We start from the raw sequence: 24,020 nt of genomic DNA, 5'->3' as shown, positions 1-24,020 counted from the left end.
AGTGATAACCGCTTCTCCAATTACGCTCATAGCCTGCTGAGAAATCAAATCGGTCATCACGACTCCAAGTGACTCCCGCAGTGGCATTCCAGTTTGTTTTTTCAGGAGTCACACCTTCAAAAACAAAGCTGTCTCCGCCAACGACAAACCTGGAATTAACTGTTACAGGATCTGCGCTAAAGTCATGCCACCCCATCACTTTGACTTCCGGAGTAAGGTAACCATATTGGCTATTGAATACTCGGCTTATACCTGCACCAACACCTAACTCATTTATTTTGTATGTTTGTTTCTTTGTACTAAGAGCGGCAACAGAACCCTTTTCACGATAGGCATCCACAGTGAAATGGCTGTAGTGATAACCAAGCATAGGAGACAATATCCAGTCTCCAACATCCATAGAATGCTGGAGAATCGCCTTAATGCCTACCTGCTTCGAATCAAACTCCGACTCAGCAGGGTTTAGATCAGAGCCCACTATATCAAACACACGCTTTCGTTCGTTTTTATTTATGCCATAGTTCAGAAGCACGTCCAGTGAAAGGGCTTCTGCTACTTGCCAGCGTCCGTATAGGGTTGCCAAATAGCTATCAATACTGCTTTCGTCTGCAACATCGTTCTTATTAATGTCACTATTGGCATAAGATGCAGCAAAACCAATAATGCCCTTTTCCATAACATCGGCATCAAGCCCCATAGTGAAGCCATTTAAACGACTATGATATCCACGAATCATGCTGCTCTGATGCCTACGATCATCCTGGTGGGCTTCATTATGTAAGCCTTGCATCCAAAATGAATGTCTTTTTATTTCATCACCTGTACTCACACCAATCTTGCTATCCATCCGGCTCACCATCGCTTTATTCGAAATGGTGACAACATTTAGCCCAGCCTCAACAGAGGAGCGATTCAAGGTAGGAAGAAGCTCAGAAGCCAAGCGTGCGGCAGTTTCAGGAGTATACTGGCGGAAAAAGTTATCACGAAACTTTTCTCCCTGCTCTCTAGTAAAACCTGAGCCCTGTAAAGCGGTACCCGCTGCACCAAAGCCGTTTGCATAGGCCTGCCGCTCATTTTGATTAGCTCCCCCTGCTCCGGGAACGTCTCCAGGGTCTTTACCATCAATCAACTCTACCGTGGCAACCAACTGATTACCTGAGGTCGATGTTTTGGTCACCGTGTAAAGATCCATGACTTCGAGAGTTGGATTACTCCCCCCAATGCCAGCCGAATCCTGGAGAAGAGTGTAACTGACTGAACCCGTATGCGATGCGTCAGGGATAACTACCACCGTACCAGCCACAGTAATTGTGTTATTTGATGTGACAATGGAACTTCCAGGGGTTGCAGAGTCCAGTTCTAGCACTAGCTGGGTTCCAGACTGGAAAGTTGCAGGCGCGCCGTTAACTATCAGCCCTGAGGTTTGCAACACCGCCTCATCAGAAACAGTAAAATATTTATCACTTCCCGAACCTGATAAATTCACTGTTCCATTCATGTCTACTTTTGCGCCTAAGCCATTTGCCACATTAACCTGCTCAGCACCGGTTATTATCCCCGCATAACTTCCATCAGAAAAAGACAGCGTATCAATATCGCTATCTACACTGATGTCGATATTACCAATAACAGTTCCGGATGACGTCAGGGTAAACAAAGTATTAGCCTGATGATTAATCACCCTGTGCAAGCCCGATGAAATCAGGTCTCCACGGTTGTTAATTGTGAAATTACCTGCATCGGAGTCAATATTGATAGTATCGCCGGCAAGGTTTCTAATCGAACCGAGATTCTCCACCCTGTACCAGGCACCCTCCTTTACTTCCAATGCATAAGTTGCATTACCAGCCAGGATTGTTCCCCGGTTTTTATAACTACAGACAAGCTCCCGCGAGTTACAGCTGCCAACACCCAACCCTATACCAGAAAAAAAGCCAGCTTCGACCTTATCAAGTATAACCGTAGCATCACCACTATTTGCCGATAACGCATCCCGGTTCACCGCCCCGGATTGGGTAATGACCACAGGTTGGTTTGAGGCTACTACTACGTCCCCATTGCCCTGAACAGTATGAAAAGGCGCTGATGAAATAGCCAACGCCAATGCCGATTTCAGGAATTTTCTTGTGTCCATATTTCAGAATCCTTTCTGCCGAATAATTATTACATTCAATCTAGCCACACTGAAGTATCACGCCAGTTATCAGCTTTAAAATTGTCTTCCTGCTTCCGAACATCCCGACAACGGATGAACAGTTACGAAGTACAAAACCCAAGAAACAGGTCACACCTATTGTCTCAGCGCTTTACTGTCTCAGCGCTTTACTCTTAGAATTTATATTTTACTCGGGTATACACGGAGTCAGAATGAAAGCCACTTCTCCAGTTGCGCTCATACCCTGCTGATAGCTCAAACCGTTCATCACGATTCCATGTGATTCCGGCGGTGGCATTCCAGGTTGTTTTTTCGGGAGCCACACCTTTAGCTACAAAGTTATCCCCCCCGATCACAAACCGTGAATCAACCTCTATAGGATCTGCGCTAAGATTATGCCAACCCATAACTTTCACTTCAGGTACAAATTGGCCGTAACGGCTATTAAATGTTCGACTGATACCTACACCAGCACCTAATTCATTCACTTTGTATTTTTGCTTCTCTGTTTTCAACGCCGCAGCAGAGCCTTTTTCGGTATACGCATCAATAGTGAAACGGGTGTAGTGATAACCAGCCATAGGAGTCACCTCCCACTTGCCCGCCATCATTCTTCGGCTAAGAATGGCCTTGATACCATACTGAGTAGAATCAAACTCAGAAGTGGCAGGGTTTAGATTACTACCAGCAACATCAAAAACCCGCCTACGATCATTTTTGTTAACACCATAGTTCACCATCACATCAAGGTCAGCACGCTCACCCAGCCCCCAACGTCCATAGAGCGTAGTCAGGAAAGTATCAACGCCGGTTTCATCTTCCACATCGTTTTTATTGATATCACCCTTACCGTAGGAAAAAGCTATACCTGCCAGGAAATCAGGGCTTAAATCTGTATCAACTCCCATGGTGAAACCATTAACTCTGCTGTTATATCCTCGAACGGTGTTCCCGGATTTATTACGATCATCCTGCTTACTTTCGCTATGCAGTGCCTGTATCCAGAACGAGCTGTTCCGAGTGTGATCCCCCGTATTCACCCCTTGAGTCTGGTTATCCATCCGTTTAGAAACGTGCCCATTAACAGTAGTGGTTACATTTAGGGCATGATCCATAGCCGAACCGGTAATATTTGGCTGAAGCTCATTGGCTAAACGCTTAGCACCTTCTACTGTTGTTTTACTGTTAAAGTTATCAAGCAATTTTTCAGCTTTATTTTGTGCCGAACCACCAGATTGTATAATGCCGATAGCAGCATCACGCCCTTTTTCATAAGCATCACCTTCACTTTGGCTGCCGCCATTTTCTGTAATAACATCCCTGGGGGCTTTGCTGTTTCTGCCTACCGTCACCCGCACTTCACTGCCGGCATCTGCCCGAGCAATGGTGTAGAGAGGGTTAACTGCCAGTTCAACATTATTCGAAGGTAATGAAGAAGGTACACTCAGCAAGCGGTAAGTTTCAGAACCACTGGTATGGGAAGCAGCTGGATAAACAACGAGTTTGCCATCATCAATATCAACCGAAGTAGTTGAACTGGCATCAATAGCCACGGCAGAACTGCCAGAGCTGACCTTGTTATTATCATCAAGATCAAAGGTCAGCTGTGAACCTGACGCCATAATGAAATCACCACCACTCACAGCGAGGCCAGAGGTTTCCAGATCTCCTCCTGTAAATACTTTCAGGTAGCGCGTGCCTGTTCCATTGAGTGTGAAAGTACCACTGACATTTGTCTGCCCACCAGTAAACCGAACCTGCTCAACGCCTGTAACTGTTCCTGAATAGCTGCCTCCCGCGAATGTTACCGAATCATTATCAGGATCTGCAGCGACCGAAATATCGCCCTCGATAACACCAGAAGAAACCAAGTTAAATAGTTTTGAAGCCCTGTAATTAACAGCAACATCGCCTTTGATAGAACCGGCATCATTCACGGAAAGGTCAAAATCTCCAGCTGTATTACTGGAGTATATGGCTGTCCCACCGGGGTTACTGATAGCGCTGTTATTGGTGAAACTGAACCAGGCACCTGACTTCAACTCGACTGCATAATTTGAATTCCCGGCGGAAACCGCAGCATTGTTCTCAAATACACAGGTATGAGACTGCTGATTGCATCGGCTGGAGGACAGAATGTTTGTTTTTCTCTCAAGGCTGATAGCTGCGCTATTACCACTGGCCCCTACTCTGGTTTCACTATTCACCAGACCAGTTTTATTAATAACTAATGGCGCAGCATGAATGGTAGAAGATAACAGACCGGCTGCAGATGAGACGGCAATCGCTATTGCGGTTTTTGAAAAGTGAATTGAGCGAGGCATGTTACGGAATCCTTTCCGTCAGCAAACAGTTACATTTAATCTAGTAACATTCGTGCAACATGCCAGTGGTCATTTTTTACACTACAAAGATAAAACAGTATGTGATCAACGCTTCTCCAGAATCACGCTACCAATTGAATAGCCCGCACCGAAAGAACACAGCACACCCTTACTTCCTGAGGCCATATCCTGACTGTATTTATGAAAAGCAATCACAGAACCTGCAGAACTGGTGTTGGCATATTCATCCAGCGTAACAGGCGCCTCTTCCGGCAAAGCCTCACGGCCAAGTACACGCTTTGAAATAAGCTGATTCATCGCCAAGTTTGCCTGATGCAACCACATTCTGCCGATATCAGACACCGGAATATCCATATCCGCCAGATGCTCAGTAATCTGCTTGGCCACCTGAGGGCAAACTTCCTTAAACACTTTACGTCCGTTCTGGACAAAGAGCTTATCAGGCTGGCCAATACCCTCTTCTGCCGCACGGTTCAGAAAGCCGGCATTATTGCGAATATTGTTAGAGAAGCTGGTCCAGAGGCGGGTTCCCAAAACGTTCCAGCCGCCTTCTTTCGCTACATCACTGCTCTCAAGAACCACAGCAGTGCAGGCATCCCCAAAGATAAAGTGACTATCACGATCTCGGAAGTTCAGATGCCCCGTACAGATTTCCGGATTAACCATCAGCACCCTGCGGGCACTGCCGGAACGAATCATATCACTGCCAACCTGCAGCCCAAACGTTGCCGAAGAGCAAGCTACATTCACATCAAACGCAAAACCTCTGGCTCCAAGAAAATGCTGAACTTCCACAGCAACTGCCGGATAAGGCCGCTGCATATTGGAGCAGGCAACAATGACTCCATCCAGCTCTTCGGCCTTAATGTCGGCCTGCTCAAGAGCTTGCCGGGCAGCACCAAGTGCCATCTCACACTGAATAGATGGCTCATCATTACTGCGCTCAGGCAGCCGGGGCACCATTCGCCCTGGATCAAGAATGCCTTCTTTATCCATTACATAGCGGCTGCGAATCCCCGAAGCTTTCTCAATAAATGCACTACTGCTTTCCTGAAGAGGTTGACACTCCCCTGCGGCAATAGCGTCACAATTGCGCTCATTTTCTGCCTGCACCCAGGTATTAAAACAGGCCACAAGCTCATCATTACTGATGGATGCGGAAGGTGTATAAAGTCCGGTACCGGTCAGAACAACATCTGTCACATGAAACCCCTTGAACGCTGTTTCTTATCTGGTATGAAAAAGATGCCAGATTTTCTTATTTTGCTGATGGTATAGCAGCAGGCAAATCAAGAGAACCCAAGATCTGCCGCTGTAACATTAAGGCAACAAAGTTGGTATATGCTGCCAATCTTTATGAGTTTTTCAGGGAACCGCAACCTTTTCCCAGACTTTCCTGAGGCGCTTATCGGAGACTGGCATACGTGTTTTCAAACTCTGGGCAAACAAAGAAACCCGATACTCCTCCAGCATCCAGCGATACTCCCAAAGAGAGGCATCAACAATTTTCTGCTTGGCCAGTGCCTCTCGGCGGGCATTCCAGGCATCCTGCAAGTGCTGAAGCTCATCGGTCTGTACCCGATCCCGGTTAAAATTAGCACCAAGTTTGTCCAGCCGCTGTTCAACCGCAGCAAGATAGCGGGGAAACTGTTCCAGCCAGTCCAGAGGAGTCTGGCGCAGGAAACCTTTGAAAATCAGATGACTCAGCTGAGCCTGGATATCTGACATAGACAGAGCCACCTGAAAAGACAATTTACCTTTCAAACGTTTCTGAATAGCATTATTTCTGGTGAAAATATCCAACAGCAGCTTATCCAGCTTCTCCGCAAACGGCACTAAATCCGCCTTATGGTGCGCAATCAAAGTTCGGAAGCCGTTTTCATTTCTGGGCCACTGACTCTCGTCATTGAGGAAAACGTAACGAATAGTGAACAGTTCAATATCTTCCAACAACGCAGCCTTCGGCACGGAGTTAACCGCCAGAACCGTTATCCTGTTCAGGTTTTTCATTTGCTTGAGCATAAAGCGCACCTGCTCAGCGAGAGAGAGACGCATCAACCGCGCCATACCCCAGACCATTTCTTCTCTTGCCATGTCAGGGTTATCAAACAAGCGCAGAGAAACAGAATCTTTGTCATCCACCAAAGCAGGGAATGATCGAAATAAAAGCCCTCCACGAGTTTGACGCACTATCTCTGGCAGCTCTCCTAAAGTCCAGCTGGTGATACCTGTTTGCTCCATACCCTTATTGGTCATATCCCGCAGGCTGGATTGAGCTTTATCTGCAAATTTCTCCCGCAATTCGGAGAAGACACGCCCCTGTCCAAGCAATCTTCCATCATCATCCAGCACTCGGATATTCATCAGGAAGTGATCATCAAGGGTTTCCGGCTTCCAGGCATCTTCCGGAATACGCACACCGCTCATACGGAACAGTTTTACGCCCAGCAACTCAGTTAGAGATTCATCGCACGCATTCAATCCATCCATCGCCGCCTTAGTGTAATCCGGAACTGGTACAAAGTTCTTGCGGACCTGCTTAGGCAACGACCGGATCAGAGCCACAACCTTTTCTTCCAGCATACCGGGTACAAGCCACTCTAAACGTTGCTTGGGAAGCTGCTGCAAAAGAGAAACCGGCACAGAAATACTGACGCCATCATCTTCATCTCCTGGAGAGAAGTGGTAGGTCAACGGCAACTCCATGCCTTCATGTTTCAGGCGATCCGGATACTGGTTCACTGTTACATGGGCAGCATCATGCTGCATCAAATACTCTTTGGTGAGGAATAGAATCTTCGGATCGTCTTTCTCTGCTTTTTTTCGCCAGGATTCAAACCCAGCACCATTTACAACATCAGCTGGAATGCGGTCATTATAAAAAGCAAAAAGCGTTTCCGGATCAGCCAGAATATCCTGACGTCGGGACTTGGCTTCCAGCTCCTCAACTTCAGAAATCTGTTGCTGGTTATGGGCAAAGAACGGGGCTCTCGAGGTGTAATGACCGGCAACCAACCCTTCCCGGATCAACAGTTCCCGTGATACAACCGAATCAATGGTGCCATAGTGCACTTTACGACGGGAATAAATCACCAAACCATAAAGTGTCGCCTGCTCATAGGCTACCGCTCGTGCCTGCTTCTTTTCCCAATGAGGTTCAAACCAGTTGCGTTTGATCAAATGACCAGCCAGCGGTTCAATCCAGGAAGGCTCCACTTTCGCAACAGTCCGGGCGTAAAGCTTGGAAGTTTCCACCAGTTCAGCAGCCATCACCCACTTGGGTTTGCGCTTAAACAACCCTGAGCCAGGGAATACCCAGAACTTACGGTTTCGTGCTCCGAGGTAATCCGCCTCTTCGGTTTTATTACCCAGATGACTGAGCAAGCCGGTCAAAAGGGCTTTATGCACATCCCCATAAGTGGCTGGTTCATTGTTATGACGAAGCTTCAGGTCTTTACACACCAGAGCCAGTTGGCGATGCATATCCTTCCATTCCCGCATACGCATAAAGCTGAGAAAGTGCTTTTTGCAGAGTTTGCGCAGTTGGTTAGAAGAGAGTTCCTGACGCTGTTCTTCATACCAACGCCAGAGGTTCACATAGGTAAGAAAATCGGAATCATCATCATAAAACTCCCGGTGAGCCTGATCAGAAGCCTGTTTCTTCTCGGCCGGGCGCTCCCGTGGATCCTGAACCGCTAACGCACTGGCAATAATCAATAGCTCATCAACTGCATTGGTATCGTGCGCTGCCAGAATCATGCGACCAATACGAGGATCGATAGGCAAACGGGACAACTGATTGCCAGTACGAGTCAGGCGACTGTTTTTATCAACAGCACCCAGTTCCTGCAGCAACTTATAACCATCATTGATAGCGCTATTGTCTGGCCGATCCACAAACGGGAATTTGGTAACGTCCCCCAACCCCAGCTTAAGCATCTGCAAAATAACTGCAGCCAGATTGGTTCTCAGAATTTCTGCATCGGTAAACTCTGGCCGACTCAGGAAATCCGCTTCATCATAAAGGCGAATGCAGATACCTTCCGCGACACGGCCACAACGACCTTTTCGCTGATTGGCAGACGCCTGAGAAACAGCTTCCACCGGCAAACGTTGCACTTTACTGCGCACACTGTAACGGCTGATACGGGCCGTTCCCGGATCAATCACATAATGAATGCCCGGAACTGTCAGGGATGTTTCCGCCACGTTAGTAGAAAGAATGACCCTTCGACCGGGATGAGATTGAAAAATACGGTTCTGCTCAGCGTTGGTAAGCCGGGCATAAAGGGGAAGAATCTCGGTATCCCGGAGTTTTTTATCACGCAGAAACTTTGCCGTTTCACGAATATCCCGCTCACCAGGAAGAAAGACCAGCACATCCCCCAAACGATGCCCTATACCACCACGTTCCAGGTCTTCAATCTCTTCCAGGGCCTGATAGATACCCTGCATCTGACGCTCATCGCCATCCTTGGTTTCCACTTCCAGCTCAGCAAGTGGGCGATACAGGGTTTCGACGGGAAACGTACGACCGGAAACTTCTATAACGGGAGCGCCAATACCTTTTTCATTAACAAAGTGTTTGGAAAACCGCTCTACATCAATAGTGGCGGACGTGATAATAACTTTCAGATCAGGGCGTTTTGACAGTAGCAGCTTCAGATAGCCCAGAAGGAAATCGATATTGAGGCTACGTTCGTGAGCCTCATCAATAATCAGGGTGTCATAACCGTTCAGGAAACGGTCATTCTGAACCTCCGCCAGTAGAATACCGTCGGTCATCAGCTTGACACGGGTCTGCTCACTCACCTGATCAGTAAAGCGCACCTGGTAACCAACCAGCCCACCAAATTCTGTGTCCAGCTCTTCGGCAATTCGGCTACCCACGGAGCGTGCGGCCAAGCGGCGAGGCTGAGTATGCCCTATCAGACCATACACTCCCAAGCCCAGCTCAAGACAGATCTTGGGCAGTTGGGTGGTTTTACCTGAGCCTGTTTCACCAGCAACAATAACAACCTGATTATCAGCAATCAGCCTGGCAATTTCGTCTTTTTTCTGAACAACTGGCAGGGAGTCGTCCCAGTTCAGTTTCACCGACTGCGCACGACGTTCACGACTCTGCTGGCAGGAACGTTCCAGCCGCTGATAAAAACGACTCTTTTCCTTTCCGGACAGCCGCTTCCAGCTTCGCCACTGACGTTTCAGCCAGTAGCGATCACGAATCAAACTGTCTTCAATATCTGCAGCAACAGCTGCTCTATCCTTACGGTTATCCCGATCTGTCATGCTTAACTGTTGCTAATCTCTTAAGTTACACAGCAGCGGCTGTTTTTTTGGCAGCCTTGGCAAGTTCTTCATCCCGCAAAGTCCGGCGAAGGATTTTACCCACATTGGTTACAGGCAGCTCACTGCGAAACTCCACCAACTTAGGCACTTTATAACCCGTTACATACTGTCGGAAATGATTACGCACGTCATCTGACGTTAATGCCGAGTTCTTGGTAACCACAAAGACTTTGATGTTCTCACCTGTTTTTTCACAAGGCACACCAATAGCCGCACAGAGTTCAACATCCGGATGGCGGGTCAGTACATCTTCCAGCTCATTGGGGTAAACGTTGAACCCTGAAACGCTGATCATATCTTTTTTGCGATCAACAATACGCAGGTAGCCATCTTCATCAATGGTGGCAATATCACCAGTACTGAGCCAGCCGTCCTCGCTCAACGTTTTGGCAGTCTCTTCCGGGCGCTGCCAGTAGCCTTTCATAATCTGAGGCCCACGAATACAGAGTTCACCGGTTTCACCAATACCCTGCTCATCACCTTCATCATTCACAATTCTGATGTCAGTAGACGGCAAGGGCATACCAATACTACCGAGACGGTTATCCGACAATGGATTCAAAGTCACTACCGGAGAAGCTTCCGTCATGCCATAGCCTTCATTAATGGCGCAATCTGTCATTTTTTCCCAGCGCTTGGCCGTATTCATCTGTAGGGCCATACCGCCAGACAGCGTAATTTTCAGACGGGAGAAATCCAAGCGCTGAAAGTCCTGATTCTTCATCAGGCCGTTAAACAAAGTGTTCAAACCTACCATCATGGTGAAAGGATACTTCTGCAGATCCTTAACAAAAGATTTCAAATCTCTTGGATTGGTAATCAGCAGGCTGTGCATACCGGTCACCAGCCCCACCATACAATGAACAGTAAAGGAGTAAATGTGATAAAGCGGGAGAGGAGCGACAATCAGCTCATCACCCAGCACAATATCTTTTTTCACCATGCCCAGAATCTGCATCATATTGGCGATGATATTGGCATGACTGAGCTCGGCACCCTTGGCAACGCCCGTTGTACCGCCGGTGTACTGGAGAACAGCCGTATCGGAAGCGCTGGCTTTATGACGTTTCAAAGAAAGGTCAGCCCCTTTGGCCAGAGTTTCATTGAAAGAAACAGCAGCAGGAAGATTAAAGGCCGGAACCATTTTCCGCACATGGCGAACAACACTGTTTACAATTAAACGTTTTACCGGCGGCAACATGTCCCCGATTTCAGTCACTATAATGTGTTTGATACTTGTGTGGGGAACCACGACCTCAGCCAGATGCGCCATATTTGCCAGCACGACAAGTGCTTTGGCACCGGAATCTTTAAACTGATGTTCCATTTCCCGCTCAGTATAAAGCGGGTTAGTGTTCACAATAATCAGTCCTGCCTTCAATGCACCGAACACAACTACTGGAAACTGCATCAGGTTAGGTAACTGAACAGCGATACGGTCTCCGGGAACAAGGTCAGTTTCACGCTGCAGCCAGGCCGCAAAGCGATCACTTAAAGCGTTCAAATCCCCGTAGGTGATGGTTTTGCCAAGGTTGGAAAAGGCAGGTTTGTGCTGAAACTTATCACAAGCCAGATCAAGGACATCCAGAATCGAAGAATACGGCACCTCACCGATATTTGGGGCGATACCGTCAGGGTACTTCTCGGCCCAAAAATTCCCACTCATGTCTGACTCCTGATATAACGGGTGAATCCTGACTGGTAGACACCAGGACAGAATATCTGCAAGTACTGAAAAGGATTAGAAAGCGCTCCTGATTCGGAGTATCCGCCCAGAGCAGCTAACTTCTGAACCAACCTCTCATCAATCAGTTTGTCTTACTCAAGCCATATCTTTAATAATGCAGATCGAATATAGCGAGAACATTTAGCCTTTGTAGGGCATATGCTGATAAAAAACGGAGAGGTTATTTCAGAAGCTACTGAAAATAGCGGCGTAGATTAACAGTTTTTCAGGGTTTCAATCCAGTAACCTATTGATATGTAGAGAAAAGAAAATTTACATTTATGGCACCTGAAAGACATTTGCAGTTCACCGGCTCTATCTGTCACCATAACCAGCGAATAACCTCAAATAACAACGAAAATATAAGGGCGTATTCAACAATACCCCTTTAAAAGTCAGGGGGAAGACATGGTTTTCAGTCAGTTTCATCTGGACTCCTGCGATCATCACCGTATACCAGCTTATCGCTGGTCTGTGGAACACCCCAGAGGAGCAGTTCTTATCCTTCATGGGATGTCTGAACACGGGCAAAGGTATGCCCGCTTCGCTGAAGCGCTGAACAAGGCCGGTTACACAGTGATGGCTATCGATCATCGTGGGCACGGCCCCGATACTCCAGAGCTTGAACTGGGTACATTTGCCCACGAGCGGGGGTGGGAGAAGGTCGTGGAGGATGTTGATTACGCCTGGGACCATTTACACAGTTTCTGTCCTGGTGTCCCATTGTTTATTTTTGGCCACAGCATGGGGAGCTTTATCACCCAGTCCTGGCTGATGCGAAAACCACATCACCTAACTGGAGCCCTCCTCTCCGGTTCAAACTTTGCCCCGCGGTTACTACTCAAGCTGGGAAACCTGGCCACTCTGATAGAGAGTTATCGCATTGGGCGAACAGGCTGCAGCAAGTTGGTTGACACACTTACGTTCGGCTCGTATAACAACGCGTTTAAGCCTGTTCGCACTCAATTCGATTGGCTTTCACGGGATTCTGCAGAGGTCGATGCTTATATAGCTGATAAACTGTGTGGATTTCAGTGTACCAATGGTTTATGGCTGGATCTTTTTCATGGTCTGTTATCGATTTCATCGGTATCTGCCCTGAAAAAAATTGATTCCCGGCTACCTTTATACATTACTGGTGGGGATCAAGACCCTGTTGGCCAGGCTGGCAAAGGTCTGCAAAAACTGGCAGACAGTCTTTCCAGCGCAGGCATCACAGATATCACTTGCGATATCTGGCCGAATGGCCGCCATGAAATGCTGAACGAAACCAATCGCGATGAGGTAACAGCCAAATTACTTGTCTGGCTGGAACATCATACCCCTGACAAAAACAAACTACAGATGGAACCCGAGGTCACACAAAGCGCCAGGGATTAAGTCTGTAGTTTTATGAGGACTACTGTGTGACAACCCTGGCAAACGTGCCTTATAACAAGCTCAACATTGGTGATACTGCAACTTATCAGCGCACCCTCACCGAGCAGGATTTGATTTTGTTCGCTACTGTATCCGGTGACCACAATCCCATACACGTAGATAAAGAGTTTGCATCAACATCTCAGTTTGGTGAACGCATTGCCCACGGCATGTGGACCGGCTCCCTGATTTCCGCGGCCCTGGCAATGATTATGCCCGGTCCGAGCGGCGTTTATCGAAGTCAGGAATTGAAATTCCTGCGCCCGGCAAAAGTTGGCGATGAACTGACAGTTCAGCTGGAGGTTCTGGAAAAGAATGAACGAACCAAAATGGCTACCTTTGCCACCAACGTAGTGAACCAGAATGGCCAATTTGTTGTTAAAGGAAAGGCCACGGTTATGCCTGGTCAGGAGCAGGTTGTTCTTGAGGAAGCGAACCTGCCAAAGGTCAACATAGACGGCCTCAAATAAGAAACCATAGCCAAAATACCGCTTTGTACGACAGGCCTTGCCTGTCGTATTGCATTTTCCTTCCCCTATTCCTCCACAAATAGACTAATTTTATTGCGTGACTCTACGGAGGATAAGCGTATGCGTCCCATCTGGGTTCTTGTGGCCGATAACAGTCAGGCCTGCATGTATAACTTCCATCCCCACCAACACGACCTGCAACTACTTGATCACATTCAGCATGAAGAAGGGCGGTGGCATAATGGAGATTTTATAACCGACAGAACCGGGCATACGACCAAAACCCGAAGTCCCGACTCTATGGCAAACCGCGGCCTCGGAACACCGGATCGCTCCCCCAAACATCAGGAAAATTCTCGCTTCACCCACATGATTGCCAAAGCTATCAACCATGCCCATGATCAGCATAGCTTTCAGGCGTTGCAGGTCTGCGCGCCACCAGGATTTATGGGTGAGTTACTGCCAAAACTGAAAAAAGACATCCCCTTGACCCACAAGGTCAACAAAAATCTGGTTACTGAGAATGATGAACGCATCATGCAGCATCTCAGCCCCCAGACCATGCTTTCCAATAACTTCTAACACCTCACGCCGGATCGCCTGATCCGGCTCCAAGAAGAAAAGATCAAACGATCGAAATCAATTTTTAAACACTCTGCAAGGCCGCACATGATAAGATGGTCGGATTTCCCGCATTTTCAGAATCAGCTCAAACGACAGATTGCAGATGGCAAAAGAGAAACAATCCACCCATACCCCGATGATGCAACAATACCTTCGCATCAAACAGGAGCACCGCAACCAGTTGGTGTTCTACCGCATGGGGGATTTTTATGAGCTTTTCTACGACGATGCTCGCAAAGCGGCAGAATTACTGGATATAACCCTCACAGCCCGTGGCCACTCTGCCGGCGACCCCATCCCCATGGCCGGCATCCCCTACCATGCAGCTGAAGGATATCTGGCCCGTCTGGTAAAGCTGGGTGAATCCGTTGCCATTGCCGAACAGATTGGCGACCCTGCTACCAGTAAAGGTCCCGTTGAACGGAAAGTCACCCGGGTTATCACGCCAGGAACAGTCAGTGATGAAGCCCTGCTGGAAGAGCACAGTGACAACTGGCTGATGGCAATCCATCGCCAGAAAGAAGAATACGGCATGGCCTGGCTGGATATCACCAGTGGCCGCTTCCGGATTATGGAAGTTAAAACAGAAGAAGCTGTCCTTAGCGAAATCCAACGCCTCTCTCCCCGGGAGCTTCTGCTAAGTGAAGATCGCACGTTTCCAGACCAAGTTGCCAAACGTAAAGGTGCAAACCGCCAGCCGCCCTGGTGTTTTGATCGCGACAGCGCCCATGACTTACTGATCCGCCAATTCGCCACCAAAGATCTGGCAGGCTTCGGTTGCGAGCAGATGAGTGTTGCCATTGAAGCGGCTGGCTGCCTGCTTCAATATGTGCGTGATACTCAACGTACAGAGCTGCCACACCTACGCTCCATTTCTGTGGAACGGCGGGAAGAAACTGTTGTTCTCGATGCCGCAAGTCGCAGCAATTTAGAGTTAGACATTAATCTCAACGGCGGCAAAGACAACACACTGCTGTCGGTTATGGACAGCACCGCGACAGCCATGGGCAGCCGCCTGATGGCTCGCTGGCTGAACCGTCCACTTTGCCATCGCAAAAAATTAGATCTCCGCCAGAATGCTATTGCTGGCCTGTTGGAACATTACACTTACGAATCTCTGACACCAGTACTCCGTGGCATCAGCGATATCGAACGTATTTTGGGACGCGTTGCCCTTCACTCTGCCCGCCCACGGGATTTGGCTCGCTTGCGTGACGCACTATCGTGCCTCCCGGAAATTCAGACCAACCTGACCACTGTCGCCAGTGATCTTCTAGGCACCCTATCCGAACGCATCAGCGTTTTCCCTGAAGAGGTTGATCTACTCCAACGGGGCATTATTGAAAACCCTCCGGTGGTCATTCGTGATGGAGGGGTCATTGCCACAGGTTACGATGAAGAGCTGGATGAACTACGAGCACTCAGCGAGAATGCAGGTGGTTACCTGCTTGATCTGGAAAAACGGGAAAAAGAACGTTCCGGCCTGAGCACCCTGAAAGTTGGCTTTAACCGTGTTCATGGGTACTACATTGAAATCAGCCGTCGCGAATCTGAAGATGCCCCTGCCGATTATATTCGCCGACAAACACTGAAAAACAATGAACGTTTCATAACACCGGAATTAAAAGAGTTTGAAGATAAAGCTCTGTCCAGTAAAAGTCGTGCACTAGCTCGGGAAAAAGCACTCTACGAAGAACTGCTGGAAAAGCTGAACGAAAACCTCGGATTATTGCAAGATTCTGCAGCCGCTATTGCGGAGCTGGACGTTCTGACCAGTCTGGCAGAACGCAGCCAGACACTTAACCTGTGTCGCCCCGAACTCACAGATGAACCCGGCCTTCATATTGACGAAGGTCGCCATCCGGTTGTGGAGCAGGTACTGGAAGAACCTTTTGTCGCCAATAGTCTGGAGTTATGCAACGACCGGCGCATGCTGGTCATTACCGGCCCCAACATGGGTGGTAAATCGACTTATATGCGTCAGGCAGCATTGATTGTTCTGCTAGCCCACATTGGCAGCTATGTACCTGCCGCCAGCGCAAAGATTGGCTTGGTGGACCGCATATTTACCCGTATCGGCTCATCGGATGATTTGGCCGGCGGCCGCTCTACCTTCATGGTAGAAATGACCGAAACGGCCAGTATCCTTAACAATGCAACAGAGCGCAGCCTGGTATTGATGGATGAAGTAGGTCGTGGCACCAGCACCTTTGACGGCCTATCACTTGCCTGGGCTTGCGCCCGCCATCTGGCCGACCAAGTAAAAGCCTTCACCCTGTTCGCCACGCATTACTTTGAGTTAACACAGCTGCCAGAAGAAACATCCGGCGTTGTTAATGTTCACCTGAACGCAACAGAACATGGCGACAGCATTGTATTCCTGCATGCTATTCAGGAAGGTCCGGCAAGCCAGAGTTATGGCTTGCAGGTGGCACAACTTGCAGGGGTTCCACGAGATGTTATTCAGCTAGCTAAAGGTCGCCTGGAACAGCTGGAAGCCGGGGATATGGCAAAGGCTTCCGCGCCTGCTGAAATGCCAGCACCACGGAAAAAAGTCGACATGATAAGCCCACAGGTAGATCTATTCTCACCAACCAACCACCCTGCGGTTGAAGAACTGAATGAGCTAAATCCAGATAATCTTACTCCTCGAGAAGCATTAAACCTGCTTTACCAACTTAAGGAGATGACAAACTAGATCAAACCACTATTGGTAAAAACACTCGTGGTAAAAACACTCGTGGTAAAAACACTCGTGGTAAAAACACTCGTGGTAAAAACACTCGTGGTAAAAGCACTCTGAAAACAACTATGCTCCAGCGTGGCCACCCATCTCACAAAGCCTCTGCGACTACGCCGGGGCTTTGTTATTCTGGGCCTAAATTCGGAAATCAACCTTCTACACCGCTATCAATAACCAGTCAGCCCACAAAGGCTTGAAGGGGTTGATCCATAAGAACCACGACAACTCAAATAGCTGATAATGCAATAAATGAATTATGCGATTTTGAGTACTTTTCAGGAGCACAAAAAGCCAAACAAGATTGGAATTTTTCAGGTAGATGAATTTGATAATTTTATTGAACTGAAAGGAAGGGAAAGCAGATTGCTTTAATTAATGATTATAAGCTTGTAATAAAAAGTGGCTCCCCGAACTGGACTCGAACCAGTGACCCAATGATTAACAGTCATTTGCTCTACCAACTGAGCTATCGGGGATCTGTCTTGCGATTTCGAACCGAAGTCTACTAACTGCTTTCGCCTTGGTCAACAGCCATAGAGTAAAAAATTATAAGGGCGCCAAGCATCTGCAGACGCCCATCTAAAAATTGCTTACCTGCTCAAGAAAGCGGCCAAACGATCGATCGCCTTATCAAGGTTTTCCATACTGGTCGCAAAAGACAGTCGCATATGCCCGGGAGCCCCGAATGCGGAGCCAGGAACAAGAGCTACACCAGCTTCCAATAAGGCTTCTGCATATTCAACATCTGTCTTATAACCACCGGCCGCCATGGCTTCACTGAAATCAGGAAAACTATAGAACGTTCCATCTGCCGGTAGCGCTGCCACACCGGGCAGCTGGTTCAGCCGATCCAGTACATGATCATGACGCTGCTTGAAAGCAATAACCATTTCCTTAACACATTCCTGAGGACCAGACAGTGCCGCCTCAGCAGCAGCCTGAGCAATAGAACATGGATTTGACGTACTTTGGGACTGAATCTTTTTCATATTCTTAATGAGCCACTCAGGGCCACCCACATAACCAATTCGCCAGCCGGTCATGGAATAAGCCTTAGAGACTCCATTCATAACAATGGCACGGTCATAAAGCTCAGGGCATACATTAACAATATTCACAAACGCCTCATCACCCCAGAGAATATGCTCATACATATCATCTGTGGCCACCAGAACATTCGGAAACTCAAGCAATACATCAGCCAGCTCTTTAAGTTCTTGTTCCGAGTAGGCCATCCCCGTTGGGTTGGAGGGACTGTTTAAAACCACAAGCCGGGTTTTCTCGCTCATTGCTGCCCGCAATTGCGCAGCGGTAATTTTAAAATGGTTATCCGCTCCAGCTTCAACAATAACAGGAACACCTTCAGCAATACGCACCATATCTGGATAAGACACCCAGTAAGGCGCAGGAATAACCACCTCATCACCAGTATCAAGTAGCGCCAGCGCCATATTAAAAAAGCTGTGCTTCCCTCCAGCAGACACAAGAATTTGTGAAGGCTGATAAGTTAAACCATTATCACGCTGAAATTTCTCGATAATAGCTTTTTTAAGAGAAGGTGTTCCGTCAACCGCTGTGTATTTTGTTTGACCACTATTGATGGCATTAATGGCGGCCTCTTTAATATGATCGGGAGTATCGAAGTCGGGTTCACCCGCTCCAAGCCCGATAATATCTTTCCCAGACGCACGCAACTCAGCGGCCCGTGTCGTAACTGCAAGTGTCGGTGAAGGCTTTACAGCCTGTACCCGACGGGAAAGTCGTTGATCCACACCTCTCTCCTCTTTATTTCGCACTCTACCCCATGCAAACTGGAGTTATCATAACCCACCATGTCGACAGCAGGAACCCGATGATCCAGAGTTCAGCTCCTCTGAAGGTTGTTTCTCCCTTCAAACCTGCCGGAGATCAGCCAAATGCCATCAAACAACTGGTAAACGGTGCCAGAAACGGCCTTGCCTGCCAAACCCTATTAGGCGTAACAGGCTCGGGAAAAACGTTTACTTCTGCCCACGTAATCGCTGAGCTGCAGCGCCCAGCCATGATCATGGCTCCGAATAAAACACTGGCCGCCCAACTTTATGGCGAGTTCAAAGAGTTTTTCCCCAATAACGCCGTTGAGTATTTCGTTTCTTATTACGACTACTACCAGCCAGAAGCTTATGTACCCGCTTCGGATACATTCATTGAAAAAGATGCGTCTATTAATGAACACATTGAACAAATGCGCCTCTCCGCCACTAAAGCTCTCTTAGAGCGTAAAGACGCGATAATTGTAGCAACAGTGTCAGCTATATACGGACTCGGTGACCCGGAATCTTATTTGAAGATGATGATGCATCTATCCAGAGGGGATCGCATTGATCATCGCGCCATTCTTCGCCGCCTGGCAGAATTGCAATACACCCGCAACGACGTAGAACTACAAAGGGCCACATACAGAGTGCGAGGGGATGTTATCGATGTATTTCCTGCCGAATCTGAAAAAGAAGCTGTGAGACTAGAGCTGTTTGACGACGAACTGGAAAACATAAGCTGGTTTGATCCCCTTACCGGTGAAGTTCTTCGCAAAGTGCCTCGGGTAACTATCTTTCCAAAATCTCATTACGTCACCCCAAGACAAACCATTCTTGACGCTATTGAGTCAATTAAAGTTGAACTGGAGGAACGCCTTAAGTTTCTGCGAGATAACGATAAACTTGTCGAAGCCCAGCGCCTCGAACAACGCACCCGCTTTGATATTGAAATGATGCTGGAACTTGGCTACTGCACTGGCATCGAAAACTACTCCCGCTATCTCTCTGGTCGAGGCCCCGGCGAACCACCGCCAACTTTGTTCGATTACCTCCCCGATGACGCACTGCTTTTAATTGATGAGTCTCACGTCACCACTCCACAGATTGGTGCCATGTACAAGGGTGACCGTTCCAGAAAAGAAACACTGGTCAACTTCGGTTTTCGCTTACCATCCGCTCTCGACAATCGACCAATGATGTTTGAAGAATGGGAAACCAAACGACCACAGACAATTTTCATTTCGGCGACACCAGGCAACTATGAAAACAATAATCAGGATCAGGTTGTCGAGCAGGTTGTTCGCCCTACCGGGCTTGTAGACCCAGATATTGAAATAAGACCAGCCACAACACAGGTTGATGACCTACTCAGTGAAATCCATGAGCGAACCAGCCGTGGCGATCGCGTCCTGGTTACCACCTTAACCAAACGTATGGCTGAAGACCTTACCGAATACCTTGGAGAGAACGGTGTAAGGGTTCGCTATCTTCATTCTGATATCGACACAGTTGAACGTATAGAAATTATCCGTGATTTACGACTAGGAGCCTTTGATGTACTTGTCGGCATCAACCTTTTGCGGGAAGGTCTGGACATGCCGGAAGTTTCACTGGTCGCCATCCTTGATGCAGATAAAGAAGGCTTCCTGCGAAGCGACCGCTCACTGATTCAGACCATTGGCCGTGCTGCCCGAAATTTAAACGGGAAGGCAATTTTGTACGCCGACAGAATGACCGGCTCTATGCAGCGCGCTATCGATGAAACCGAACGCCGTCGTACAAAACAGGTGGAGTTTAACAAAACCCACAATATCACCCCAAAAGGTGTTAGCAAAAGCGTGACAGACATTCTGGAAGGAGCTATTTCTGGAGGACGAGGAAAGCAAAAACAAAGAGTCGCAGAGAAAAAGGCGAACTACAAAGCCAGCGAACAACAACTTCACTCACCGCAGGATATTGCCAAACTCATAAAGGGTCTGGAAGAGAAAATGCACACCCATGCGCGCAACCTCGAGTTTGAAGAGGCTGCCCACACTCGGGATGAAATCATGAAACTGAGAGATGAACTGAAGACTTTGTAGCCTTCAGCTTAACAGTAAAAGTCGGTTCACAATCGACTCGTGAACCGGCAACACTACAAAAAAATCACGAGCAGGTTCTGAGATGTAAACAATCAGGCCGAGATATCCGCAAGACTGGCATGAACCCGGCGTTCACTGTTGAGAATATTGATCAAAATAATGCAACGATCATCCCCTCGCCTGGCCAGATAAACACCGGGAATATTTTTATAGGCACCTTCAGTAAAAATAACCGGCTGACCAATTTTAAACAGCTCATCAACACTGCCGATTTTTTCGTTATCCCGGAGGCCTTCTACAAATTCGTCCGACACGCGGGCATGCATTTCACCAAACCGGATAAAGCCAGAAACCCCTCGAGTAGAACGAACCCGATCCCAGCGCTGACCACCAACACGACTCTCATCAAGCAAAAAGATATACCCCGGAAACAGCGGTTCTCTTTTACAGGCTTCCACACGCCCCGGCTGCTTTCGCTTACGCAACATATGAGGGCAAAAAGCCGCAAAACCCTGATTTTCGAGATTCTCAACCGCCCGCTCTTCTTGGCGTGGACGGGTTTTTACCACAAACCACTCATCCATAAGTTATCACCCACTGCCTTACTGCAGAGTTGTTATAATATCTTCTAATTTTGCAACCGGATTCTCCGATTGCGTGACTGGGCGGCCAATCACAAGGTAGTCACTCCCATTACTCACAGCCTGTGCTGGAGTAACAATACGTCGCTGGTCACCCTGAGCATCACCAGCAGGTCGAATGCCTGGAGTAACCAAAGCAAAATCCTTACCAAGCTCACGCTTAAGTAAAGACGCCTCCTGAGCTGAGCAAACAACTCCATCCATCCCACTGCGCTGAGAAAGGGCTGCAAGATTGAGAACCTGCCTTTCAGGCTCAGGAAGACCGAGCTCAGCCATATCTTCAGGCGCCATACTGGTAAGAACAGTGACAGCAATCAGAAGTGGTTGATGACTGGATTTATCCACAACATTGCGACAAGCCTCCATCATACGACTCCCACCTGAAGCATGAACATTCACCATCCATACACCAAGGCTCGCAGCAGCCTGCACAGCTTTGCTTGTAGTATTGGGAATGTCATGAAACTTAAGATCCAGGAAAACCTCAAACCCCTTTTTCTGCAAACCCTCAACAATCGCGGGGCCTGCGGAAGTAAATAATTCTTTACCCACCTTAACTCTGCAAAGTGCAGGGTCAAGTTGGTCAGCCATATCCAGAGCCTGTTCTGCATTTGGATAATCAAGCGCAATAATAAGCGGACTTGAGCAGGCCATGCTGAGCTTTCCTTTTATTTACATTCAAAAAAAATAGCCCCATCAGGGGCCACTGAGTATAAAGAATGCACCAGTAAAAATCATATCTACAACGCACCTTCAAAAAAACTTTAATGGCGACTTACTCACCTTCAAGCCCCATGATTGGTTTAATCGTGCCCCACTCATGGCACTTCGGACAACTCCAATGCAGCTCCTTACCTTCAAAACCGCACTGTTCACAGCGATGTACTGGTTTGGAATTTTCCAGTCGCCCTGTCAATCCTCTTAACATTGCCAGATTTTGCTTGGCACGACCTTCCGCCATCTGTAAATGCAGATCAATCAGCGCATTCAAACCTTTTAGTGAGGGGCGCTTAACAATCTGTTCGGCCACAAAGCGACCAGCCTCCTTATCTCCCTGCTGCAAAGCAACAAGCCGGGCTGAAGCCATAATAACCGCAGATGATGGCGCATCACGAAGGCACCGCCCCAGATAGGATGTTAACCCTCGAGCCGAGCGAATATGAGAATAAGACTCTTCAAGCTGAGGAATACTTTCAGAGATATATCTTTTATCTTGTTCTGCAATCTTCTCCAGGGCACGAATAGCATCACGAAAGTTGCCAGCCGCCATTTCCAGCCGTCCGAGTAAAAGCGAAACCCGGACATTGGAACGATGCCCATGCCCCGCCAACTTCAAATACTTTCTGGCACCCAGAACATCAGAATGATCAATTGCCATTTCTGCAAGTTCACAGTAATAGTGAGAGAGGCGAAAGGAATAGTCATCAGAAGCCTGCCCCTTCAATCGTCCAACCAGCAGGACACATTTCTTCCAGTCTTTTTCCGTTTCATAAACAAATAGAAGAGTATTAAAGCTCTCTCTCCACCCCCTCCAACTCTGCCGAACAATATCTTCAAGCAAAGCTTCAGCCCTGTCGAAAAGCCCTGCTGTCACATAATCCTTGGCCAACTCTAGCTGCACATCCAGCATCTGCTCACGTGTCAGGCTCGGACGGGCGAGAATATCCTGATGAGCCTGAATAGCTTTATCCAGCTGACCACGCTGGCGAAACAGACGACCGAGCACAACAAAAGTTTCAACAGTATCGCCATTCACCTCCAGCGCACGAATAAAACTCTCTATCGCTTCATCAGTCTGCTCATTCAAAAGATAATTAAGGCCTACAAAATACTCACTGCTAAGACTGTCAGCACTTTCAGTAGAACTCCGACGGTATTTTTCATATCGACCAAGCAGAACCCCCACACCGAGAGAGACAAAAATTAAAATCAGCAACGCCACGTCAGCCATTTAGGAAGACAACCCCCGTAACGCGCTTACCCTCAATTTTTGTATTTCAGCATCCCTGCGCTTCAATTTTCGCCGCAGGCTCTGATTGGCCAGTGTGAGACGGAAAACAGAGAAAAGGCAAAACCCCACCCCCAATGCACAGCCGAGAAAAAAAGCGGAAAAAAGAATTGAAGACAGAGATAAAGGAGGAGCGGACCAACTCCAGAAACCAACAACAAGACTCTCTTTGTTGGCCAGCATTAACCCTGCAAAAACAACGATAAAAAAGCCAGTGGTAAGCAGGTAGCCGAGAGCACGCAAAATTTTTTGAAGCCTGATCAACATGAAAATCAGCCAGAGGTGAGAAGGCCAGCGCCAATAACCAGCCAAACAACAGAAAAATAAAATTAACGGCTACGGAGCCGCATTTCTGCCAGCAAAGAATCGTTTACTCTTTCTCGAAGTTCTTTTCCTGGCTTGAAGTGGGGGACGTATTTACCGGAAAGATCTACAGCATCTCCCGTTTTGGGGTTGCGACCGACACGCGGTGCACGAAAATGCAGAGAAAAACTGCCAAAACCTCGAATCTCAACACGCTGGCCAGAAGCTAAGGCCCCAGATAACTCGTCAACAATCGACTTTACAGCCAGCTCAACATCTTTTATTGCCAGCTGACTTTGTCTTTCTGTCATTCGCTCAATCAATTCTGACCGGGTCATTGCTTATCCCCCTTCTGCCTGA

15 protein-coding genes and 1 tRNA gene are annotated in these 24,020 nt (G+C 48.0%); 5 read left to right on the top strand and 11 right to left on the bottom strand.

Annotated features, from left to right (window positions below; genetic code table 11):
- The 5 genes from QMA35_RS02330 to QMA35_RS02310 form a co-directional block, all read right to left on the bottom strand.
- A partial coding sequence (locus QMA35_RS02330) for an autotransporter outer membrane beta-barrel domain-containing protein (protein WP_281645521.1) occupies nucleotides 1-2,134 on the bottom strand: 2,134 nt, incomplete at its 3' end.
- 194 nt (nucleotides 2,135-2,328) lie between these two features.
- Nucleotides 2,329-4,479 carry an autotransporter outer membrane beta-barrel domain-containing protein gene (locus tag QMA35_RS02325; RefSeq protein WP_281645520.1) on the bottom strand — a complete coding sequence of 717 codons (2,151 nt, stop codon included), beginning with the start codon at nucleotides 4,477-4,479 and terminating at the stop codon, nucleotides 2,329-2,331.
- A 105-nt stretch (nucleotides 4,480-4,584) separates the two neighbouring features.
- Nucleotides 4,585-5,703, bottom strand: coding sequence for a beta-ketoacyl-ACP synthase III (locus tag QMA35_RS02320; protein ID WP_281645519.1), 1,119 nt, complete (start codon nucleotides 5,701-5,703; stop codon nucleotides 4,585-4,587).
- Nucleotides 5,704-5,865: 162 nt separating this feature from the next.
- Entirely contained in the window at nucleotides 5,866-9,789 is a 3,924-nt protein-coding gene (hrpA, locus tag QMA35_RS02315; protein WP_281645518.1) for an ATP-dependent RNA helicase HrpA, read from the bottom strand.
- Nucleotides 9,790-9,814: 25 nt separating this feature from the next.
- Nucleotides 9,815-11,515, bottom strand: coding sequence for an AMP-binding protein (locus tag QMA35_RS02310; RefSeq protein ID WP_281645517.1), 1,701 nt, complete (start codon nucleotides 11,513-11,515; stop codon nucleotides 9,815-9,817).
- 468 nt (nucleotides 11,516-11,983) lie between these two features.
- On the opposite strand from QMA35_RS02310, the gene QMA35_RS02305 reads away from it, so the two are divergent.
- The 4 genes from QMA35_RS02305 to mutS all read left to right on the top strand — a co-directional run bounded on the left by QMA35_RS02305 (nucleotide 11,984) and on the right by mutS (nucleotide 16,786).
- Entirely contained in the window at nucleotides 11,984-12,955 is a 972-nt protein-coding gene (locus QMA35_RS02305) for an alpha/beta hydrolase (RefSeq protein WP_281645516.1), read from the top strand.
- A 26-nt stretch (nucleotides 12,956-12,981) separates the two neighbouring features.
- Entirely contained in the window at nucleotides 12,982-13,464 is a 483-nt protein-coding gene (locus QMA35_RS02300; protein ID WP_281645515.1) for a MaoC family dehydratase, read from the top strand.
- A 120-nt stretch (nucleotides 13,465-13,584) separates the two neighbouring features.
- Nucleotides 13,585-14,046: a host attachment protein gene (locus tag QMA35_RS02295; RefSeq protein ID WP_281645514.1), complete on the top strand. Its 462-nt coding sequence runs from the start codon at nucleotides 13,585-13,587 to the stop codon at nucleotides 14,044-14,046.
- Between the two features lie 145 nt (nucleotides 14,047-14,191).
- Nucleotides 14,192-16,786, top strand: coding sequence for a DNA mismatch repair protein MutS (mutS, locus tag QMA35_RS02290; protein WP_281645513.1), 2,595 nt, complete (start codon nucleotides 14,192-14,194; stop codon nucleotides 16,784-16,786).
- A gap of 445 nt (nucleotides 16,787-17,231) precedes the next feature.
- Here the strand turns inward: mutS and QMA35_RS02285 are convergent.
- Both QMA35_RS02285 and QMA35_RS02280 read right to left on the bottom strand, forming a co-directional pair.
- Nucleotides 17,232-17,307: transfer RNA gene (locus QMA35_RS02285), tRNA-Asn, on the bottom strand.
- Between the two features lie 114 nt (nucleotides 17,308-17,421).
- Nucleotides 17,422-18,603 carry a pyridoxal phosphate-dependent aminotransferase gene (locus QMA35_RS02280; protein WP_281645512.1) on the bottom strand — a complete coding sequence of 394 codons (1,182 nt, stop codon included), beginning with the start codon at nucleotides 18,601-18,603 and terminating at the stop codon, nucleotides 17,422-17,424.
- A gap of 80 nt (nucleotides 18,604-18,683) precedes the next feature.
- Between QMA35_RS02280 and uvrB the strand changes: the two genes are divergently transcribed.
- The gene (gene uvrB, locus QMA35_RS02275; RefSeq protein ID WP_281645511.1) at nucleotides 18,684-20,708 is read left to right on the top strand and encodes an excinuclease ABC subunit UvrB; all 2,025 of its coding nucleotides are present in this window, start codon (nucleotides 18,684-18,686) and stop codon (nucleotides 20,706-20,708) included.
- 92 nt (nucleotides 20,709-20,800) lie between these two features.
- Here uvrB and QMA35_RS02270 read toward each other — a convergent pair whose 3' ends face one another.
- The 4 genes from QMA35_RS02270 to ihfB all read right to left on the bottom strand — a co-directional run bounded on the left by QMA35_RS02270 (nucleotide 20,801) and on the right by ihfB (nucleotide 23,998).
- The gene (locus QMA35_RS02270; RefSeq protein WP_281645510.1) at nucleotides 20,801-21,292 is read right to left on the bottom strand and encodes a transcription termination/antitermination NusG family protein; all 492 of its coding nucleotides are present in this window, start codon (nucleotides 21,290-21,292) and stop codon (nucleotides 20,801-20,803) included.
- 18 nt (nucleotides 21,293-21,310) lie between these two features.
- Nucleotides 21,311-22,003 carry an orotidine-5'-phosphate decarboxylase gene (pyrF, locus tag QMA35_RS02265; protein ID WP_281645509.1) on the bottom strand — a complete coding sequence of 231 codons (693 nt, stop codon included), beginning with the start codon at nucleotides 22,001-22,003 and terminating at the stop codon, nucleotides 21,311-21,313.
- 121 nt (nucleotides 22,004-22,124) lie between these two features.
- Nucleotides 22,125-23,300 (bottom strand): lipopolysaccharide assembly protein LapB, encoded by a 1,176-nt coding sequence (lapB, locus tag QMA35_RS02260; RefSeq protein WP_281645508.1) that lies wholly within the window; start codon nucleotides 23,298-23,300, stop codon nucleotides 22,125-22,127.
- A gap of 386 nt (nucleotides 23,301-23,686) precedes the next feature.
- Nucleotides 23,687-23,998 carry an integration host factor subunit beta gene (gene ihfB, locus QMA35_RS02255; protein WP_281645507.1) on the bottom strand — a complete coding sequence of 104 codons (312 nt, stop codon included), beginning with the start codon at nucleotides 23,996-23,998 and terminating at the stop codon, nucleotides 23,687-23,689.
- Nucleotides 23,999-24,020: the final 22 nt, after the last annotated feature.

The sequence above is a fragment of the Parendozoicomonas sp. Alg238-R29 genome (assembly GCF_947331445.1).
Taxonomy (GTDB): domain Bacteria; phylum Pseudomonadota; class Gammaproteobacteria; order Pseudomonadales; family Endozoicomonadaceae; genus Sansalvadorimonas.
The sequence above is the reverse complement of the archived record's forward strand: the minus strand, read 5'-3'. Positions and strand labels throughout refer to the sequence as shown.

Bases quoted from the DNA above. Each gene is read 5' to 3' on its own strand.
- QMA35_RS02325 (WP_281645520.1), bottom strand. From the start codon at position 4,479: ATGCCTCGCTCAATTCACTTTTCAAAAACCGCAATAGCGATTGCCGTC.
- hrpA (WP_281645518.1), bottom strand. From the start codon at position 9,789: ATGACAGATCGGGATAACCGTAAGGATAGAGCAGCTGTTGCTGCAGAT.
- QMA35_RS02310 (WP_281645517.1), bottom strand. From the start codon at position 11,515: ATGAGTGGGAATTTTTGGGCCGAGAAGTACCCTGACGGTATCGCCCCA.
- QMA35_RS02305 (WP_281645516.1), top strand. From the start codon at position 11,984: ATGGTTTTCAGTCAGTTTCATCTGGACTCCTGCGATCATCACCGTATA.
- QMA35_RS02295 (WP_281645514.1), top strand. From the start codon at position 13,585: ATGCGTCCCATCTGGGTTCTTGTGGCCGATAACAGTCAGGCCTGCATG.
- mutS (WP_281645513.1), top strand. From the start codon at position 14,192: ATGGCAAAAGAGAAACAATCCACCCATACCCCGATGATGCAACAATAC.
- uvrB (WP_281645511.1), top strand. From the start codon at position 18,684: ATGATCCAGAGTTCAGCTCCTCTGAAGGTTGTTTCTCCCTTCAAACCT.
- QMA35_RS02270 (WP_281645510.1), bottom strand. From the start codon at position 21,292: ATGGATGAGTGGTTTGTGGTAAAAACCCGTCCACGCCAAGAAGAGCGG.
- pyrF (WP_281645509.1), bottom strand. From the start codon at position 22,003: ATGGCCTGCTCAAGTCCGCTTATTATTGCGCTTGATTATCCAAATGCA.
- lapB (WP_281645508.1), bottom strand. From the start codon at position 23,300: ATGGCTGACGTGGCGTTGCTGATTTTAATTTTTGTCTCTCTCGGTGTG.
- ihfB (WP_281645507.1), bottom strand. From the start codon at position 23,998: ATGACCCGGTCAGAATTGATTGAGCGAATGACAGAAAGACAAAGTCAG.